Source organism: Catellatospora tritici (assembly GCF_019083965.1).
GTDB classification, from domain to species: Bacteria; Actinomycetota; Actinomycetes; order Mycobacteriales; family Micromonosporaceae; genus Catellatospora; species Catellatospora tritici.
This window is the reverse complement of the sequence record NZ_JAHRCY010000044.1, coordinates 17,934-33,336: the sequence shown is the minus strand read 5'-3', so window position 1 is coordinate 33,336 and position 15,403 is coordinate 17,934. Positions and strand designations below refer to the sequence as shown.

Here is a 15,403-nt window from a genome sequence, read left to right as displayed (position 1 = left end):
AGGACGCAGCGATCGGCGCCTACATCCGATGGCGCAACCACCGCGCCCAACCCAAGACCAACTTCGCCCCGAACTCACGAATTCGCGAGCCGGGTTACACCATCAAGGCCGCGTGACGAGGCACTAGCACACGTAGCTGAGTGCCGGAAGTGCAATCCCAGACAAGGGTGGTGTCGTCTTGACTGGACGTGACCAACCGGGAGCCATCGGGAGTGAAGGCAAGGGCCTCGATGGTGTCTCGATGAGCTGCCACCGAATGCCGCAGGCTACCGGTGTCCGCATCCCACACCAGCAGGAGTCCGTCGCTGGTGCCACCTGCAATCATCTTGTTGTCCGCACTGATCGCCAAGGCGGTCACCGCTAGGGCTGCAGGGCTCACCCATCGGGCCGTTCCGGCTTTGTCGTTGATCAGTTGTTGCGGAGGGGTCGTGTCCAGCGACTGTATCGCGGGCTCGTCGTAGCCGCGGGAGGCGATGACCGTCATTAACAGCATCGTGGCCTGTAGAGATGCGGCGCTGGCCGAGGAGAGCAGCAGTATTACCGCGGGTAGGCCGCCAAGCCACCACACCGACACCCGGACAGACAACACCACGAGCAGGCCGAGCAGTGGCCAGGCCATTCCGGCACGGAAGTCGGATTCGGTGGTGTGCCGGTCGTACTCCGTCGCGGCCCGGTCCGCGTGGCGTTGCATTCGCTGAACCATTTGACGCAGCAGGTCTTCGCTCAGCTTCACGGAATGCCGCGAAGCGTCCAGGGTCACCGCCTCTTGGACTGCCTGTTGACGAACTGCCGACTTCTTCAATAGCAGATCATCGAGGCGCGATGCGTCGATGCCTGCGAAGGCATGCCGGCTAACTTCCACTCCGTGCCGCACTACTGCGGCGCGGAACTGCGCGTCGTCGCGTACACGGTCGGCCAAGCGGTCGATCTCGATGCCTTCGAACGCCTTTTTGATCTGTTCTTCGGGCGGCTTGCCCGCTACGCGCGCAAGCCGGTCCGGAACCACCCGCCGCCACTTGAGTACGACCTTGGTCAGCATTGAAGCCAGTGGCTGAACCACGACCCCGGTCAGATAGGCCACGACGCTTACCGCGACGGCGATGCCCGCAGGTGTGACAAGCCGACCGATGCGGTACACATCGGCGAGCAAGCCAGTGGAACTCGCGGCGTCCGGCAGCCGATGCCCGACGGCAAGATACACGACGAGAATCCACGCATAGCCTGTCGCCAGCGGTGTTCGTATCTCGCGTACACCGGGCATGATTGAAGCCAGCACCTGGCTAGTGTGACAGGCCCGCCACAGGCCCGACACTATCCATTATGGTGGCACAGCTAGGCCTTCACGAGACATGCCAAGCCGACCGGTCCGCCGTGACCACGACAGGAATTCGGCGCCCCGGATCTGCGTGATGAAGCTTACGGCCGTGCCCCGGGTGAGGGTCGGGTTCGTCACTGCGGCAACGGCTGCGTGAGCTGGGCATCGGCTATGTCCTGACCGTGGCCCGCAACCATTACACCCGGGTCACCACGGTGGTCAAGGAGTGTGTCGAGGCGACCGAGTCGTGGCTGTCCGAGCTGGCACTCTTACGAGCAAAGGAGGTGCGCACGCCGCCCATGCTGGGCAGTGATGGCGCGACAGCTTGGTGAGAGCCGTACGATGATCGGTGTGGGCGCCCAAGTCTTCCTCAGTTACAGCCGTACGGATCGGTCATATGTGGACGAGCTGGCGCTCGGTCTGCGGACTGCGGGCATTAGTGTTTGGTACGACATCAGCCTCAGTGCAGGCGACCGTTTCGCCGACGTTATCGAAAGAAGCATCGGCGACTGCGTGGCCTTTGTCGTTGTCCTAACACCCGAATCCGTCGGGTCGGAGTGGGTGCGCGACGAGATTGCCTACGCTACCCACCGGAAGAAGCCCGTCATCCCGGTGCAGTTGCGTCCAAGTGAAGACATTCCGCTCCAACTGATTAGCCTGAACTTTGAGGTGGTGGTCCCCGGTCAGCCGGTCCCGACGGGCCTGATCACAAGATTGCGACTACTGCTGCCGACGGACACCGCGGCGGGCACTCTGCCCGCTGCGGGCGACCGGGCGACGGAGCTGCCGCACAGCGTCTGCCTGTTCAATGCCGGCGACGTATTACTGGAGGCGACACCCGATGCGGTTCTTGATCAATGGTTGGCGAATGGATCCATCGTCTCGGGTCCTCTCGCCAAAGCGCCGCCTCAGCGCGCCGGCAGTCTCCGGGCCGTAGTCGGTCGGACCGCGACCGGGCCGCACTCGCTCGACTTGAACGCCGACGGGCCTCATGCTTTCGTCGCTGGCACCACGGGCTCCGGAAAGAGCGAGTTTCTCCTGTCCTGGGTCGTCGCCATGGCTGCGGCACACAGTCCGCAGCGGCTGACCTTCCTGCTTTTCGACTACAAGGGCGGCTCGGCCTTCCGCGACGTGGTAAGTCTCCCGCACACGGTCGGCATGATCACTGAGCTCGACCAGCACCAAGGGCGGCGGACTGTGAACTCGCTCTTTGCCGAACTCACTCGTCGAGAGCGGTTCTGCGCGGCACACGGGGTTCCCAGTTTCCTGGCGTTGGAGCAGAAGGGCGTCGTAGACGCCCCGCCGAGGCTCGTGATCATAGTTGATGAGTTCGCGTCCATCATCAGGGAGCTGCCCGATTTCGTTGATGGCATCAAGCGTGTCGCCATGCTCGGTCGCTCATTGGGTGTGCATTTGGTCGTCGCTACCCAACGCCCTGAGCTGGTGCTCGGGAGTTCCGGCAGCCTGGGGGTGCACATGAACCTACGGGTCGCCCTGCGGTGCGCTGACGACGCGGACAGCGCAAGTGTGCTGGGATCACCGCTTGCCGCGCACTTTGCTCCTGGTATCCCAGGGCGAGCAGCCTCCCGGAGCGGGCCAGATCTGCCGGTCCAGTTCCAGACGGCGTATGTCGGAGGCTGGTCCCTCCTGCCGGAGTTGTTCAGGCCTGGCGATACGGTGCGCCATGGGCGGGTGCACCCCGGGCCGACAGATGTCCAGCGGATAGTCGCCGCGATCTCTCAGGCAGCGGAGATGGTGGCGCTACCGCGGCCAGCGCTGCCGATGTTGCCCGCGCTGCGCCCGACCTACGACTTGGCGACCGTGGTCACGTCGCGTCAAGACCATGAACTCGTCTTCGGTGTGTTGGACCAACCCGAGCAACAGGCGCAACCGCCGGCGGTCTATTGGCCGGATGCGCAGGGCAACCTGGCGATCTTCGGCGCCAATGGCGCCGGAAAGACTGTGCTGCTGCGCACGCTCGCGGTAGCGGCTGGCTTCTCGGTGCGCAGCGGGCCGTGTTTCGTCTACGGCGTGGACTTCGGCGATGGCGGCTTATCCATGATCGAGGACCTCCCGCACGTTGGAGCAGTCGTGCCTGCCGGTGACCCAGAACTGCTCGCCCGATTGCTGCGCATGCTCAGTCAAATGGTGGTGGAGCGCGACGACCGGTTCTCTCGCGTCGGCACCGGCACTCTTTCGGACTACCGTCGCCTGACTGGCATGCAAGAGCCGCGGGTGCTACTGATACTCGATGGGCTCGTCAAGTTCCGCCAAGCTCATGAGTCCGACGGCAGCGGGCTCTTTGGAGCCTTCTGCCGACTTGCCATGGAGGGCCGTCCGCTCGGCGTGCATGTCATTGTGACCGCCGAGCAGCCCTCGGCACTGCCCGGCCGGCTTGCCGCCGTAATTGGGGCGCGGGTCGTGCTGCGGTTGGCCGATGCGGGCGCCTACCTGGACTTGGGCGTGCCCCCTGACGTACTGCAGCCGACATCGCCTCCTGGGCGTGGGATGGTCGACGGTTCGGAATTGCAGGTGGCGATCCTCGGCAACCGGACCGACCTGCACGGACAAGCGGCAGCATTGAGAGAGTTCAGCGAGGCGCAGCGGCGCGCCGAGGTGCAGTTGGCACCGCCGGTGCTAAAGATGCCGGAGCGAGTGCTCCTTTCCGACTTGCCTACGAGCGTCGGTGGGCTGCCTGTGCTGGGCCTGGACGCGGCGTCGTTGTCGCCGGTGCCGTTCGACCCGAAGGGTGCCTTTGTGATCGCCGGTCCAGCACGCTCCGGGCGCTCATCGGCCATACGGACCGTCGTCGTCGCGCTGTGCAGAGCCGTGCCCGAGGTTCGGACCCACGTGTTCACCGCCGCTCGCTTTTCCCACGTCGGCGGGCCTGGGCTGTGGACGACACAAAACCTCGGCGTGGAAGCATCAGAAGCCCAGGCTAAGGCGCTGCTCGAGAGTAGCCTGACCGCGCCCACAGTGCTGGTCATGGAAGGCATCGCTGACCTCGCTGGAACCGTGGCTGAGAACGCACTCGCCGAACTCATCAATGTCGCAGTCACGGCAGGCGCCTTTGTCGTGGCCGAAGGTGAAGCGAGCATTCTGGGTGCCTACAGTCCACTTCTGCAGGCGGTCAAGCAAAGTCGCTACGGCCTGTGCTTCGCTCCAGATCCCGTAGACGGGGATCGGATCTTCCATACACCGTTCCCGGTTAGCCTGTCCCGTGCTGAATTTCGCCCGGGTCGTGCACTATTCGTCCGTGATGGTCACGCCACCACAGTCGGTGTGGCGTGGGTCGACCATGCGACGTGAGCGGCGCGTAGGTCCGGCAACCGAGCGCGCCGCACGGCGCTGATGCCCCTATGACGCTGCTATGTCTCGTCAAGGGTCTGAGGCAGTTGTCGGGGAGCGTTTTCGAGCAGGCGATAGATCTTGCGGGCGAAGATCCTTTTGAGGCATCGCTTGGTTTCGCGGAGGGTCTTGCCTTCGTTGAGGCGGCGGGTGATGTAGGCGCGGGGCGCTGTTGCGTTATCGGATCGCCGGGCACGGTAGATCTTGGTTGCTACTTCGGTCAGATCGCCGTGGCGAGTTCGGCGAACGCTGCGGCGACTCGCCGGGTGGGCGGGACGTCGGTGGCGAGTTCGTAGTGTCCGCGGCGTAGGTTCTGCATGAACGCGTGTCCGGTGATGATCACTTGCGCTGTCTTGTCGGTGTGTAGCCCGCGCATCGGTCTCAACCGGTGTTTGAGCTGGCTGTGATCAGCCTCGATCCGGTTGTTCGCGTACTACTCGACGTGATGCACGCCTTTAGGACGAGGTCATCCAGTACGGCGGGGTAGACCGCGGCAGCGTCGGTGACCACCTCGGTCGGGGCCTCGAACCTCGACAGCGCCCTGCCGAAGAAGCTGCGGGCCGCGCAGGCGTCACGGCGGGTGGACACGAGTACGTCGATGACCTGCCCGTGCTGGTCGACCGCCCGGTACACGTACCGCCACACGCCGCCGACCTTTACATAGGTCTCGTCGACGAACCAGCGGTCACCCGGCGAGTGCCGGCAGGCCCGCGCGGCGTCGGCCAGCAGTGGGGTGAACCGCTGCACCCAGCGGAACACCGTGACATGATAGACCTCGACGCCCCACTCGACCAGCAGCTCCTCGATATCGCGGTAGGACAGGCCGTAGCGCAGGTACCACCGCACGGCGACCACGATCACCTTCGGCGGGAACCGGAACCCGGCGAACGCCGACTTCGCAGGTAGCCACGAACGCGAACGGGGCGAGGACTTCACTGCTCGTGTGTGCCCACGATCATGCCAACGCTAAACGCAACAGCCCCGTCACCACTACGGCACCGTGCTCATCGACTGCCAGACCCGGCAGGTCGTCGACCTCGTCACCGGCCGCGATGCGACGGCGTTGGCAACGTGGCTGGCCGCGCGCCCGGTGCTGAGGTGATCTGCCGCGACCGGTCCAGCTCCTACGTCGACGGCGCCCGCACCGGCGCGCCCGACGCCGTCCAGGTCGCCGACCGGTTCCACCTGTGGCAGAACCTCGCCTCCGCCGTCGAACGGTGCGTCGCCCAGCACAAGACCTGCCTCACAGCACCCACGACGCCAGCCGATGGGGCACCTGCGGCCGATCTTGTCGAGCCCACCGGGCGGATGGCGCAACGCCGCCAGGAACAACACGCCGTCGTCCATGATCTTCTCGGCCGAGGTTATGGCATCCGTGAGATCGCCCGGCACCTCGGCTGGGGGCGACACACCGTGCAGCGCTACGCCCGCGCCGCCACTTGGCAGGAGATGGTCGTCGGCCACCGCCGGCAGCGACCCAGTCTCCTCGACCCGTGCAAAGCCCACCTGCTGTCGCGGTGGACACCCCGACACGGCATAAGCAGCACTCTCTAGCGGGAGATCGTCGACCTCGGCTTCACCGGAAGCTACGCCCTTGTGCGGGCGTTCCTGGCCAGCCAGCCCGCCGCCACCCGTCCACCGCTGCCAGCGACACCACCACCGTCCGGCAGGTCACCGGCTGGATTTGCCGACACCCCGACAACCTCACCAGCGCTGACACCGACAAGGTGACCGCGCTGCTGGACCGCTGTCCCGAACTGGCCGCCGCCAGCCAATTGGTCCATTCGTTCGCCGCGATGCTGGCCAACAGCACGGGCCACCAGCTCCCCGACTGGATCGCCAACGCGGTCGACTCGGGCCTGGTCGGCATAAGCCACTTCGCCCAAGGGCTCATCGCCGACCTCGGCGCGGTCACCGCGGGACTGACACTGCCCTGGAACTCCGGCCCGGTCGAAGGCAACGTCAACCGCATCAAGATGATCAAGCGACAGATGCACGGTCGCGCGAACTTTGACCTCCTGCGAAAGCGCGTTCTGCTTGCCGATCGAGAATGGCGGACAACCACGCAACAGTAGGATCGCCGGATGCGGTACCTGACGAGGCACTTCGCCATCGGTGCCCTGCGACGAGGCAAGGGCATCGAACAGTTTCTGGGCGGCACCACAGTAGGTGGTGTACCAGCCATTAGGTGGGTGGCAGTCACTCCCGTGAACGGCAGCTACCGCGTCTCGCTTCATACCGTGCAGGACCCCGATGATGACCATGCCGGCGACATCGCCGAGTTACTCTCGCTGGACCCCGCGGACGAGCAGTACGTCGGTGAGGGCCGCGAACTCGGCCACAGTACCGATGAGGAAGAAGCGATTCAGCTAGCCGAGAGGCTTACCACCGCCACACCCGCTCGCTGGGTCAACTACGCCGTGGCTGGCGAGGACTACACGGACTACGTCCGTGCCCGCCGGAAGGCCATCCGTCAGACCTAGAGTGCCGCACCCTCAAGATCATTCACGGAGACTGTGCCAGAACCGAGTTTTGGCCCCGGGCGGCTGGTTACCAGTTGCGCCATTCGTTGGTGATCTCGTGGCGGGTGAGGCGTCGGGTCTGTGCGACGGCGTCGAGATCGACGCCGGCTTCGTGGAGTGTGGCCTCGATGTAGCCGCAGAGTCGTTCTCGTTCATCGGTTTCGTATGCGGCGCCGCCGTGGGCGGCGTTGACCCGGTTGAGGTCGAGTACGATTCGTTCGATGATCGTGAAGACGTCGTCGGCTGAGGTCGGGTCGAGCCAGCGGAGGTCTGCTTCGAACGCGGACAACGCGATGTGGGTGTCGGTGAGCAGCGCTTCCGGGAAGAGCTCGGCGGCGTAGGCCCGGTCGCGTTCGCCGGACGCGACGCGGGCGTTGTCGTCAGCGACGCACTGTCGCCAGTAGTCCGATGGTCGGTGGGCCATCGGGCGATGATAGGTGCCAGAAGCTGCTGGCGTGATCTCTGGCCCGACCGCGGATGTGGCTGTGACCTGCGGTGATGTTTCGAGGAGCGGGTTTTGGCCGACTTGTATAGACGGTATCGGTTGCTGCAGTCGAGGCATCGGCGTTGAGCAGTCCGAAGGTGCCTGGCCGGGGTGGCTCGAGTTTTGGCTGCCGCCCGTGAGGGCTGGCTCTGGTGGGGTATGCGCCCCGGCCGGGCACCGCGTCGTTGCCTGGCTCTACAGAGGCGTGGTAGATCATCCGTAAGTCGGCCTGCCGGCCGCGACGTTCTCACTCATCACGCCGGTGAAAGGACGTCGGAGCATATGGTGGTGATCGGTGTTGACCCGCATAAGCGGCAGCACACGGCGGCAGCGATACAGCGCACGACGCAGCAGCAACTGGGCAGCGTCACGATCGAGGCGAACCTTGATGAGTACCGGCGACTGCTGGCCTGGGCCAGGCAGTGGCCGCAGCGGACGTGGGCTGTGGAGAACGCGCGAGGACTGGGACGGCACTTGGCGCAGTGGCTGCTCGCTTGGGGCGAGACCGTCGTTGACGTGCCGGCGACCGCAACGCGGCGGGTCCGGGAACTGTCTCGCGGTGGACGCCGGAAGAACGACGTCATCGACGCCGCCGCCAATACTCGTCCGCCACCTGACCGCCGCTTGCCGTCGGCGGCGCCTGGCGGCGGGGTGGCGTGCTCACGACTTGGCACTGCTCAACCGAAGCGTATCGGCGGGCGCGTCGGCCTTGGCCGCTTCCATCCGCCCGCCCAGTTCACGTAGGGCGGCCCGACTCATGGCCTTGCGCACCTGCGGATCACACCAGGGGATATGCGGCCACCGGATCGACAAAGGCATCTACATACGGTCGATCCCATGTGTAGCGCCATTACGTGACGCTTACGGCTGAGCCTCGAGGTCGTCGGACGGTCTGGCCATGGTCTGCCGTAGCTCGAGATCCGTGGGTTCGAGCCTTTGGCCCGGCCGTTCCGTCTCGGCAGGAGCGCGGATATCGGGTCGGTCTGTGATCGCGTCTTGCAGATCGGCGAGTTGATTCGACAGCCGGGAGAGGTCTGCGATGAGCCGGCGGGATCTGCCCCGTAGTTCTCTGAAGTCGGCGTCGTGCAATGTGTCGGGTTCGAGGTCACCTGTGTCAGGGGGTTGCTGCCGAGCGTGGTGCTCGTGGTTCATGAACGGCTCCTTGCGTTGCCGCCCGCTACCCGGCACAGGATTCTTCTAAACCAAATGTCGCCTCCCCGCGGAAGTCCGACGGCGCCAAGAGCCGATCAGCGTGGCTGCGCGGGGTGCAGCAGGACCGTCGCGCATCCATCCGTCTTCTCTGCTGGAGCGTCTCGTACATGGCGTTCGCGACGGTCAGCGGTGCCCGGTGGGTGGCGAGTCGGTGACGCCCAGACGATCGACTTCGGTCGATTAGGTCGAGCGACGGGTACCCGGCCCGTACCGCGTGCGGTATGCGCAGGTACTGGTGTTGCTGCGGAGAAGCGACGTTTCCCAGCGCCGCCGGTCGGATATGAGGTATGCCGTACGAAGGCGCACCTAACGCGCCGGCCGGGGCAACGCTGGAGGTGGCTCATGGCCCGTACGTTCCGGCGGGTGGCGCGGGTGCTGGCCGTGCTCGCAGCCGCCGCCTGGCTGGGGGCGGCCCTGCACAGCACGCAGCCGGTCACCGCGCAGCGCTACCGCGACGGCACGGTGGCCGCCGCCCAGGACAGCCTGTCAGCGGTCGTCACCACCCAGCTCGCCGCCGACGCCCACCTGCACGGCAAGACCCTGCCGCCCTACCTCGGCCAGGTCCTCGGCGGCGCGCTGGCCGCCACCAGCAAGGCCCAGGCGTCGCTGACCGGGCTGCAGCCACCGGACGCGGCATCCGCAGGGCTGCGCGATGAAGCCGGCGGCCTGATCGCCCGCGCCAACCGGCTCATCAGCGCCACCACCGACGCCGTCGACCGCGGCGACGACACCGGTGTGCGGCAGGCCCTGCCCGAACTGGCCGCCGACGCCGACGCGCTGCGCGCCTTCGTGGAGCGGCACCGGTGAAGAAGCTGCTCGCCGTCACCCTGGGCATCCTCACCGCGATCGGCGGGTTCGTCGACATCGGGGACCTGGTCGCCAACTCCGAGGCCGGTGCCCGGTTTGGGATGCGCCTGGCCTGGGTGGTGCTGGTCGGCGTGGTCGGCATCTGCGTGTACGCCGAGATGTGCGGCCGGGTCGCGGCGTTCAGCGGCCGGGCCGTTTTCGACCTCGTCCGAGAACGGCTCGGCCCCCGCATCGCGCTGCTGAACCTGGCCGGGTCATACCTGGTCACGCTGCTGACCCTGTGCGCCGAGATCGGTGGCGTGGCCCTCGCCGTCGAGCTGGCCAGCGGGATCGGTTACCTGTGGTGGGTACCGCTTGTGGCGCTGGCGGTGTGGTGGGTGTTGTGGCGGGTCAGGTTCGAGACCATGGAACGGATCTTCGGGCTGCTCGGACTGGCCCTGGTGGTGTTCGTGGTGACGTTCCTGCAGCTGGGCCCTGACTGGGCGGCGACGCGTGCCGAGCTGACCGCCGGCCCGCCGCCGGGGGAGAGCTGGGCGACCTACGGGTTCTTCGCGGTGGCGTTGTTCGCCGCGGCGATGACCCCGTATGAGGTGTTCTTCTTCTCCTCCGGTGGGGTGGAGGAGAAGTGGACCCGTCAGGATCTGGTCACCGAGCGGCTGAACGTGTTCGCCGGGTTCCCGCTCGGCGGGCTTCTCTCACTGGCGATCATGGGCAGTGCCGCGTTGGTGTACCTGCCGCAGGGGGCGACCGTGGACAGCCTCGGGCAGACCGCGCTGCCCGTGGCGTTGGCCCTGGGCAAGGTCGGACTGATCGTGGTGATCCTGGGGTTCTTCGCCGCGACGTTCGGCGCGGCGCTGGAGACCGGTCTGTCGGCCGGGTACACGGTGGCGCAGTACTTCGGCTGGCAGTGGGGCAAGTTGGTCGCGCCCCGGCAGGCGGCCCGGTTCCACACCGTGATGATCGTCAGCATCCTCATCGGGGTCGCCGGGCTGCTGACCAAGGCCGACCCCGTCCAGATCACCGAGTACTCCCTCGTCTTCAGCGCTCTGGCGCTGCCCCTGACGTACCTGCCGATCCTGATCGTCGCCAACGACCGCGACTACCTCGGCGAGCACGTCAACGGCCGGTTCGCCAACGCGCTGGGCCTGATCTACCTGGTCCTCATCATCATCGCGGCCGTCGCCGCGGTACCGCTGATGGTCATCACGGGGGTGGGGCAGTGACCGACCAGCCGCAACCGCTGCACATGGACTTCCACCTGCTCGACCGGCAGATCGTCGACCGTGCAGGACTCATGGTCGGCAACGTCGACGACATCGAGCTGGACGTCGGCGACGACGGCGTGCCCTACGTCGTGGCGCTGCTGTCGGGGCAGGAGGCGCTCGGCCTGCGCATGGGCGGGCGGATCGGGTCGCTGCTGGCCCGCGTCGCCCGGCGGCTGCGCCAGGCCGACGAGCCGCCGCTGCGCATCCCGTACGACATGGTCGCCAGGGTCGGCACCGACGTGGTCCTGTCCGTGCACCGCGAGCTGCTGCCCGAACCCGGGCTGGAACGCTGGCTGCGCGAAAACCTGATCGGGCACATCCCGGGAGCGCGTGATGAAGGCCAGTGACCTGCTCGGCCGCACCGTCGTCGGCGCCGGCGGCGAGGTGGTCGGCAAGGTCGCCGACCTGCTGTGCCGCCGCGACGCCGACGGTGTCACCCGTATCGACGCGGTCCTGGTCACGCCAGGCCGGCGCGGCCGGCTGCTCGGCTACGAACGCCCCGGCATCCAGGGCCCGTGGCTCATCGAGAAACTCGCCCAGTGGCTGCACCGCGGCACCCGCGAGATCCCGTGGCACGAAGTCCGGTTCCAGGACCGGCCCCAGGTTTGATCAGGCTGCCCCGGCAGCTGCCGTGAGCGCGTCTGGTGGGTCCACGCCAGCAACTGCTCCAGTGCGGCCATGGTTGATACCGGCCCGATACCAGGCGCAGCATTGTGGCGCCGTACGGGCCGTCGGGGTCCTGTGCCCGCACCCGAGGCGACGGCTGTCATGAGAGTCCGGTCGCGAGGACTGGGGCCCGGCGACCCCCGGGGCAGGGCATCGGCGCGAGCGTCTCATCCGTGACGAGATCCGCGACTGGGTCGAGGTCCGCGTTGGCGACTGGGGCACGCCTCAAGACGGGCTGGCCGGTGGAGCGCCGGCCTCTACGCGGGCGTTCACCAGCTAATTCCGGCTGCTACCGGCAGGTGGTCGCTGCCGGTGGCCGGCAGCACCCATGAGTCTTTCGGCTCGATGCCTCTGACCAGGATCTGGTCGATCCGCACCACCGGGAACTCTGCCGGCCAGCTGAAGCCGAAGCCGTCCCCGGCCGCGTCCTGGGCCGAGCGCAGCTGCGACGTGATGTCGGCGAGCGCGCGGTCGTCCATGGTGCCGTTCAGGTCGCCGAGCAAAACCACCCGCGGGTTCTGCTCGGCGGCGACGGCCCGGCCGAGCGCCTGCGCGTTCCTGTCCCGCGAGTCCGTCCAGAAGCCGCTCCTCGGATTGACCCGCGCGGACCCCAGATGGGCCACGTACACCGCCAGCGGACCCTGGTCCGTGGTCACCGTGGCGCGCAGCGCGCGGTTGTAGGTCAGCTTGACGTCGGCCGGCTTGGTGTCCCCCAGCGGGCCGGCGTCGATCTCGGTGTCGACAGGCCGGATGTCCGACAGGGGCAGCCTGCTCCACAGCCCGACCGTGCCCTGCACCGTGGTGTACGGGTATGCCTTCGCCAGCTCTGCCTCGTACGTGCTCCGGGCCTGGTCGGTCAGCTCGACCAGGGCCAGCACGTCCGTACCGGAGGCGGCCAGGTCGCGGGCGGTGCCGGCAGGGTCGGGGTTGTCGGCGCCGACATTGTGCTCGGCCACGGTGAGGTCGCTGCCCGGTTGTGACTTGTCGCCGAGCAGCCCGCCGAAGAGGCTCAGCCACACCACGATCGGCAGCAGTAGCGCGGCCGCCGCGGAGGCCGACCGGCGCCACAGCGCTCCGGCCAGCAGCACTGGGATGAACAGTCCGAGCCACGGTAGGAAGGTCTCCACCAGGCTGCCGAGGTTCCCGATCCGGTTCGGGATCTTCGCGTGCAGCAGCATGAACAGACCCAGCAGCAGCGCCAGCGCGGCGAGCAGCAACCCACGCTTCCAGGAGCCCGGCCGGCAGGCGGCGCGTATCGCCCGGCGGATGCGCTCGCGCCTGGTACCGGAGCCGGTCTCCCGGCGGCCGATGCCGTCCTGTCCGGTTACCGCCATGTCCACCTGCGTCATCGTCTGTCCTCGCTCACCGCCGGTCACTGCTGGCCACTCCATCACGCAGCGTGTTACCGGAGCGTGAGCCGATCACCACACCTGCTGGGCGACGCGGCGATGATCGAGCTGGAGGAACTGGACGCCGGGCGGGTAGACATCACCCGTGTGTGTCAGCTGACCGCCAGGTGCCGCTCCGCTCGCCTCGGGCCGAAGACCACAGCGCCTGCGGGCACGGTCTTCGATGCCGGCGGACCGGTAGGGGCTGGGACGCGGCTGTCTGCGAAACGTGCAGTCGCAGGGTGCGGCCCGACTCTGATCCCGGGTTGAAATCTGCCCCGGCAGCTATAGAATATGTTTATCAGCTGGGCCAGTTCCGTGGGTGTGCGACCGGGGCCTGCCGGACACGGCACCTGATGTCGGCGCCTCCCGCGGAAGTCGTGGCCATCGGTCTACGAGGTAGGCGAGGGAGATGACGAGAATGCTGTTCGATCCGTTCCGTGACTTCGACCGGCTTGCCGGTGAGGTGTTCGGCGCGGCTCGTACGCCGGCGCTGATGCCGATGGACTGCCTGCGGGTGCAGGACGCGTTCCTGGTGCGGTTCGACATGCCGGGCATGGAACCGGACTCGCTGGAGGTGTCGGCGGAGAACAACACGCTGACGGTGCGCGGGGAGCGCCGCCGCCAGGATCCGCAGGACGCGCGGTATCTGGTGTCGGAGCGCCCGGCGGGCAGCTACAGCCGGCAGCTGGTGCTCGGCGACGAGGTGGATGTCGACGCGATCCGCGCCGACTACAGCGACGGGGTGCTCACGTTGACGATCCCGGTCGTGGCGCGGGCGAAACCGCGCAAGATCGAGATCGGGCGGGCCGGCGGCACCGCGATCGGCACCCACGGGGGCCACAAGGCGATCGCCGGCGAGGCCCGTGCGGAGAATCCCACCACCGTCGGCGCCCGGACCTGAGTGCAGCGCCCAGGCGTGAACGGTGGGTGACCGGCCTGGGTGGATGCGTCCGGTGGCGGTCGGCGATGCGCCGCCGCCACCGGACGATTCGGCAACCTGACGAAAGAGGCGCCCATGGCCGACGCACCCGATGTGCCCGCGACGCTCGCCGGTATCGGCGATGCGCACTTTCCCGGGTACACGATGGGGACCGCGGCCTCGGCGCTGGGAGTCACGCCTGCGTTCCTGCGAGCCGTCGAATCCGCCGGCCTGTTCGAAGCCCACCGCTCCGATGGCGGGCACCGCCGCTACAGCCGCGACGACCTGAACCTGGCCGACCGGGCACGCCATCTCGTCGACGACGGGCTGCGTCTGGACGCCGCCGTGCGCATCGTCAAGTTGGAATACCAGCTGACGGCCGCCCGCGCGATGATCGACACCCTGCGCCGTCGCCTGGGCGATCCGCCCGCCGGTCGGTGAGCGGGAGCCGCATGACGAGGGAGGTTGCGATGGAACTTGCCTTCTGCCGAGCCGCCGACTTCCATGGCGGCGTCCGCATCCGCGTCGCCGGTGACATCGACCTCGCGGTCCATGATCAGCTCCGCCGTGCACTGGACGCCGTACTGGATACACGCCCCGCCTTCCTGCAGGTGGACCTGTCCGAGGTGACCTTGCTGGACGCCGGTGGCGGCCGGGTGCTGGCCCGGGCGGCTCGTCGCGCGCATGAGGCGTCGATACCGTTCGCGATAGTGGAAGCCTGCGGTCTGGCGGCGTGGGTCCTGCAGCTGGTGGCAGGCGGGGACGCCCCGGCCGGCGACCGCCTACGAGCGGCGCTCGCGGCCGGGGCGCCCGTGCGCACCGCACGGCCAGTGTGGCCGGGAGTTCAACGGCGGGCCGGGCCCGGACTCGCGGCGGCGTGACGGTGGTCGGGAGCCGTCTCGGGCAAGTACCGGCGACGGGTTTGCATTGCTCACGGTCGGGAGGTTGTCGCCGATGGAGAGGATCACGGCGAAGTTCATGCACGGCAGCGCCGAACTGCTGCGTGAGATCGAGGTGGATTCGGCTGAGGATCCGCCGCAGACGTTCTCGCTGTGGGTGCCAGACGAAACCGGGGCAGGCGGTGAACCGTGGGAGGCGGTGTATGTGCGGGAGTCGAACTCGCGCGGCGAGCCCCGATGGGTCTACCGCTTCGACGGGCTCGTCGACCCGGAGATGTAGCGGCCGCGGACCGATCGCGGTAACACGGGCAGATGAACGCTGGCGGCGGCGTGCACCGGTCACGTCCGCCGGGGCGGGGCGTGGCGGTGTGGTCGTGCGGCGTGTAGGCATCCGGGTCTGATGGGGGTACTGCGGTGGTCCGGCATCTGGTGCCCGCTCGCTGGGTCCGGGTCCGGGCAAGGGCTGCTGGTGAGAACATGGCCGGCGCCCAGGGCGTGGAGGGCCTGTGCGACGTGTCCGGGGGCTTCGTCTACAGCCAGGCGCACCCTGTACCTGGGCGAGGGCACGCAACTGC

General features: G+C 67.6%; 16 protein-coding genes and 1 pseudogene. 13 read left to right on the top strand and 4 right to left on the bottom strand.

What is annotated here, in order from left to right:
- Window positions 1–94: 94 nt before the first annotated feature.
- Complete coding sequence (locus tag KUA19_RS41965) at window positions 95–1,276, bottom strand: WD40 repeat domain-containing protein (protein ID WP_217405588.1); 1,182 nt, start codon at window positions 1,274–1,276, stop codon at window positions 95–97.
- Between the two features lie 351 nt (window positions 1,277–1,627).
- On the opposite strand from KUA19_RS41965, the gene KUA19_RS41960 reads away from it, so the two are divergent.
- On the top strand, window positions 1,628–4,624 hold the full coding sequence (locus KUA19_RS41960; RefSeq protein ID WP_308167959.1) for an FtsK/SpoIIIE domain-containing protein: 2,997 nt from the start codon (window positions 1,628–1,630) through the stop codon (window positions 4,622–4,624).
- Between the two features lie 259 nt (window positions 4,625–4,883).
- Here KUA19_RS41960 and KUA19_RS41955 read toward each other — a convergent pair.
- Window positions 4,884–5,599 (bottom strand): annotated as a pseudogene (locus KUA19_RS41955) (IS6 family transposase).
- A 21-nt stretch (window positions 5,600–5,620) separates the two neighbouring features.
- On the opposite strand from KUA19_RS41955, the gene KUA19_RS45205 reads away from it, so the two are divergent.
- The 3 genes from KUA19_RS45205 to KUA19_RS41940 are packed head-to-tail and all read left to right on the top strand — an operon-like array spanning window position 5,621 to window position 7,146.
- Window positions 5,621–6,217: a transposase gene (locus KUA19_RS45205; RefSeq protein WP_372452051.1), complete on the top strand. Its 597-nt coding sequence runs from the start codon at window positions 5,621–5,623 to the stop codon at window positions 6,215–6,217.
- Entirely contained in the window at window positions 6,157–6,738 is a 582-nt protein-coding gene (locus KUA19_RS41945; protein ID WP_308167958.1) for a transposase, read from the top strand. The genes KUA19_RS45205 and KUA19_RS41945 overlap by 61 nt, the downstream gene beginning before the upstream one ends.
- A 9-nt stretch (window positions 6,739–6,747) precedes the next feature.
- Window positions 6,748–7,146, top strand: a complete 399-nt coding sequence (locus KUA19_RS41940; RefSeq protein WP_217405579.1) for a hypothetical protein — start codon at window positions 6,748–6,750, stop codon at window positions 7,144–7,146.
- A gap of 67 nt (window positions 7,147–7,213) precedes the next feature.
- Here KUA19_RS41940 and KUA19_RS41935 read toward each other — a convergent pair whose 3' ends face one another.
- On the bottom strand, window positions 7,214–7,609 hold the full coding sequence (locus KUA19_RS41935) for a hypothetical protein (RefSeq protein ID WP_217405578.1): 396 nt from the start codon (window positions 7,607–7,609) through the stop codon (window positions 7,214–7,216).
- 342 nt (window positions 7,610–7,951) lie between these two features.
- Here KUA19_RS41935 and KUA19_RS41930 point away from each other — a divergent pair, with 342 nt between their 5' ends.
- The 5 genes from KUA19_RS41930 (at window position 7,952) to KUA19_RS41910 (ending at window position 11,562) form a co-directional block, all read left to right on the top strand.
- Window positions 7,952–8,413, top strand: coding sequence for an IS110 family transposase (locus tag KUA19_RS41930; protein ID WP_217405576.1), 462 nt, complete (start codon window positions 7,952–7,954; stop codon window positions 8,411–8,413).
- An 810-nt stretch (window positions 8,414–9,223) separates the two neighbouring features.
- Window positions 9,224–9,688 carry a hypothetical protein gene (locus KUA19_RS41925; protein WP_217405574.1) on the top strand — a complete coding sequence of 155 codons (465 nt, stop codon included), beginning with the start codon at window positions 9,224–9,226 and terminating at the stop codon, window positions 9,686–9,688.
- Window positions 9,685–10,911 carry an NRAMP family divalent metal transporter gene (locus tag KUA19_RS41920; protein WP_217405572.1) on the top strand — a complete coding sequence of 409 codons (1,227 nt, stop codon included), beginning with the start codon at window positions 9,685–9,687 and terminating at the stop codon, window positions 10,909–10,911. Before KUA19_RS41925 ends, KUA19_RS41920 begins: the two co-directional genes overlap by 4 nt.
- Window positions 10,908–11,300, top strand: a complete 393-nt coding sequence (locus KUA19_RS41915) for a PRC-barrel domain-containing protein (RefSeq protein ID WP_308167955.1) — start codon at window positions 10,908–10,910, stop codon at window positions 11,298–11,300. Before KUA19_RS41920 ends, KUA19_RS41915 begins: the two co-directional genes overlap by 4 nt.
- Window positions 11,287–11,562: a PRC-barrel domain-containing protein gene (locus KUA19_RS41910; RefSeq protein WP_217405570.1), complete on the top strand. Its 276-nt coding sequence runs from the start codon at window positions 11,287–11,289 to the stop codon at window positions 11,560–11,562. The genes KUA19_RS41915 and KUA19_RS41910 overlap by 14 nt, the downstream gene beginning before the upstream one ends.
- Before the next feature lie 326 nt (window positions 11,563–11,888).
- Here KUA19_RS41910 and KUA19_RS41905 read toward each other — a convergent pair whose 3' ends face one another.
- Complete coding sequence (locus KUA19_RS41905) at window positions 11,889–12,968, bottom strand: endonuclease/exonuclease/phosphatase family protein (RefSeq protein ID WP_254550950.1); 1,080 nt, start codon at window positions 12,966–12,968, stop codon at window positions 11,889–11,891.
- Between the two features lie 451 nt (window positions 12,969–13,419).
- Here KUA19_RS41905 and KUA19_RS41900 point away from each other — a divergent pair, with 451 nt between their 5' ends.
- From KUA19_RS41900 to KUA19_RS41885, 4 genes are all read left to right on the top strand, one after another.
- Window positions 13,420–13,911, top strand: a complete 492-nt coding sequence (locus tag KUA19_RS41900; RefSeq protein ID WP_217405569.1) for an Hsp20/alpha crystallin family protein — start codon at window positions 13,420–13,422, stop codon at window positions 13,909–13,911.
- A gap of 114 nt (window positions 13,912–14,025) precedes the next feature.
- Window positions 14,026–14,370, top strand: coding sequence for a MerR family transcriptional regulator (locus KUA19_RS41895; RefSeq protein WP_217405567.1), 345 nt, complete (start codon window positions 14,026–14,028; stop codon window positions 14,368–14,370).
- A 29-nt stretch (window positions 14,371–14,399) separates the two neighbouring features.
- On the top strand, window positions 14,400–14,810 hold the full coding sequence (locus KUA19_RS41890) for an STAS domain-containing protein (protein ID WP_217405565.1): 411 nt from the start codon (window positions 14,400–14,402) through the stop codon (window positions 14,808–14,810).
- Between the two features lie 73 nt (window positions 14,811–14,883).
- Window positions 14,884–15,108 (top strand): DUF8847 domain-containing protein, encoded by a 225-nt coding sequence (locus KUA19_RS41885; RefSeq protein WP_217405563.1) that lies wholly within the window; start codon window positions 14,884–14,886, stop codon window positions 15,106–15,108.
- Window positions 15,109–15,403 lie beyond the last annotated feature (295 nt).

Excerpts from the sequence above, each read along its gene's own strand:
- KUA19_RS41960 (WP_308167959.1), top strand. The coding sequence starts at position 1,628 with ATGGCGCGACAGCTTGGTGAGAGCCGTACGATGATCGGTGTGGGCGCC.
- KUA19_RS45205 (WP_372452051.1), top strand. The coding sequence starts at position 5,621 with ATGCCAACGCTAAACGCAACAGCCCCGTCACCACTACGGCACCGTGCT.
- KUA19_RS41940 (WP_217405579.1), top strand. The coding sequence starts at position 6,748 with ATGCGGTACCTGACGAGGCACTTCGCCATCGGTGCCCTGCGACGAGGC.
- KUA19_RS41935 (WP_217405578.1), bottom strand. The coding sequence starts at position 7,609 with ATGGCCCACCGACCATCGGACTACTGGCGACAGTGCGTCGCTGACGAC.
- KUA19_RS41930 (WP_217405576.1), top strand. The coding sequence starts at position 7,952 with ATGGTGGTGATCGGTGTTGACCCGCATAAGCGGCAGCACACGGCGGCA.
- KUA19_RS41925 (WP_217405574.1), top strand. The coding sequence starts at position 9,224 with ATGGCCCGTACGTTCCGGCGGGTGGCGCGGGTGCTGGCCGTGCTCGCA.
- KUA19_RS41910 (WP_217405570.1), top strand. The coding sequence starts at position 11,287 with ATGAAGGCCAGTGACCTGCTCGGCCGCACCGTCGTCGGCGCCGGCGGC.
- KUA19_RS41905 (WP_254550950.1), bottom strand. The coding sequence starts at position 12,968 with ATGACGCAGGTGGACATGGCGGTAACCGGACAGGACGGCATCGGCCGC.
- KUA19_RS41900 (WP_217405569.1), top strand. The coding sequence starts at position 13,420 with ATGACGAGAATGCTGTTCGATCCGTTCCGTGACTTCGACCGGCTTGCC.
- KUA19_RS41895 (WP_217405567.1), top strand. The coding sequence starts at position 14,026 with ATGGCCGACGCACCCGATGTGCCCGCGACGCTCGCCGGTATCGGCGAT.
- KUA19_RS41890 (WP_217405565.1), top strand. The coding sequence starts at position 14,400 with ATGGAACTTGCCTTCTGCCGAGCCGCCGACTTCCATGGCGGCGTCCGC.
- KUA19_RS41885 (WP_217405563.1), top strand. The coding sequence starts at position 14,884 with ATGGAGAGGATCACGGCGAAGTTCATGCACGGCAGCGCCGAACTGCTG.